General features: G+C 40.1%; 3 protein-coding genes. All 3 read left to right on the top strand.

The window, feature by feature from the left end; genetic code table 11:
- Window positions 1-393: M3 family metallopeptidase (locus tag HRT75_RS14715; RefSeq protein WP_291188367.1), on the top strand; the 393-nt coding region annotated here is incomplete at its 5' end.
- Window positions 394-547: 154 nt separating this feature from the next.
- Window positions 548-946 carry a transposase gene (locus HRT75_RS14710; RefSeq protein ID WP_291188364.1) on the top strand — a complete coding sequence of 133 codons (399 nt, stop codon included), beginning with the start codon at window positions 548-550 and terminating at the stop codon, window positions 944-946.
- A gap of 35 nt (window positions 947-981) precedes the next feature.
- A complete protein-coding gene (locus HRT75_RS14705) occupies window positions 982-1,887 on the top strand; it encodes an IS3 family transposase (protein ID WP_366665089.1) in 906 nt (301 codons plus the stop codon).
- Window positions 1,888-2,002: the final 115 nt, after the last annotated feature.

Below are 2,002 nucleotides of genomic sequence, written 5' to 3'. Positions count from 1 at the left end.
TCTATCTTGGACATGGATTGGCATACGCTCTCCGCTGATGAAGACTTGAAAGACGCCGACGCTTTTGAAGCAGCTGCCATGGAGAGAATTAGTATCATTGATCAAATTGTACCGAGGTACAGAAGTACTTATTTCTCACACATCTTCGCAGGTGGATATGCTGCGGGATACTACAGCTACGTTCACTCTGCGGTATTGGATTCTGACGGATTTGAGGCATTTAAAGAAACTGGAGACGTGTTCAATCCTGAGCTAGCCGCTTTGTTGAGACAGCACGTTTATGAAAAAGGTTCTACTGAAGAAGCCATGGAGCTTTACAAGCAATTCCGTGGTAGAGAACCTAGAATTGAGGCCCTTCTGAAGGTTAGAGGTCTTGATGGCTCTGACGACTAATTTTTGAAATTGATCTAGAAAGCCGATCCTTTTGGGGTCGGCTTTTTTCAAATCTATAATATCCGCTCAGCGTGCTCAAAACGCATCGCGGTAGCAGAAAAAGAAAACTGTCATTCCCTGATATAGGTTGACCGTTTTAAAAGAGTAAAAACAAATGCTTAAAAACGGTAAACGTATCTCTCAACGAAGGAGATACACAGAAGATTTCAAGAAAAAAGTTGTTCAGGACTTCGAGAGCGGTAAATGTGGTATTTTAGAGTTGGAGAGGATGTATTCTATCCCTAATACATCTATCTATCGCTGGGTTTACAAGTACTCCAGGTTCAATGAAAGAGACATTCAAGTAGTAGAGATGAAAGACAGTCAATCGGAAAAGATCAAACAAATGGAAGCTCGTATCAAAGAGCTGGAAAGAGCAGTAGGTCAAAAACAGATGAACATTGATTTTTTGGAGAAGATGATTGAACTAGCCGATGATCATTATAAGATTGACATCAAAAAAAATTCCAACACCCCACACTCTGGTGGTTCCAAGACCACAAAGAAGAAATAGACTTTAGTCTCAATAGCCTTTATCGGGTTGTTGGTGTGAGCAAGAAAGCTGTGCATCAAAGCAGACATCGGCAAAGTATGTTCGATAAAGAACTTGAGGACTTAGTCATTCAAGTAGATCTCATTAGAAGAGATCACCCAGGATGTGGGGTAGAAAAAATGTATCAAACCTTGAAGCCTAAGCGGATGGAACGAGATAAGTTTTGTGAGATTTTCATGGAGTTAGGTTATCGCGTCAGAAGAATGAAGAACTATCATCGGACCACTATACCTGCTTCATATAATTACCCAAACTTGATTGAAGGCATGGAAGTAACACGACCGTACCAAGTGCTGCAAAGCGACATTACCTACTTCGATATCAAAGGAAGGTTCTATTATTTAGTATTCATCATTGATGTATACACAAGAGAAATATTGGGCTATAATGTTGGTGATAACATGAGAACCGAATGCAATATCAAAGCTCTGAAAATGGCACTAAGTAAAATACCAGAAGAACAACGGGAAGGGATGGTTCATCACTCTGATCGAGGAGCACAATATAGCAGCAATGCTTATGTTAAAATGCTGAAGAACTCAGGCGTAATGGTGAGTATGGGGTTAAAAGCTCAGGACAACGCTTATGCTGAAAGAGTCAATGGAATCATCAAAAATGAATATCTCAAAAGATGGAGAGTGCATAGCTTTAGGTCTTTGAGTAAAAGAACAAAAAGAGCTGTAGAACACTACAACCAACAAAGAAAACACATGGCCTTCAACAACAAGCGCAGCCCAAAAGAGTTCCAAAAGACTTGGTTATCTTTAGCAAACCAAGAAAGGCCGAGGATGATTATTTATGCCGAGGAAAATTATGAGATCAAGATGGCATCTAACCAACGAGATCTTCAGCCAAAAGAAGAACCTCAGAATCATAATTGTCCGATTGTAATGATGAATTAATAATCAATAACGGTCAATGCTATTTAGGGAAGTACAATCATCAAAAATCAACAATCGCCAATCTTCAATCATCAATCAACCCCTCACCCCTTCCCACTACCCCCTCTCCAAAACC

It is taken from the genome of Gilvibacter sp., assembly GCF_013214815.1.
Classification (GTDB): Bacteria; Bacteroidota; Bacteroidia; order Flavobacteriales; family Flavobacteriaceae; genus Gilvibacter.
The sequence above is the reverse complement of the archived record's forward strand: the minus strand, read 5'-3'. Positions and strand labels throughout refer to the sequence as shown.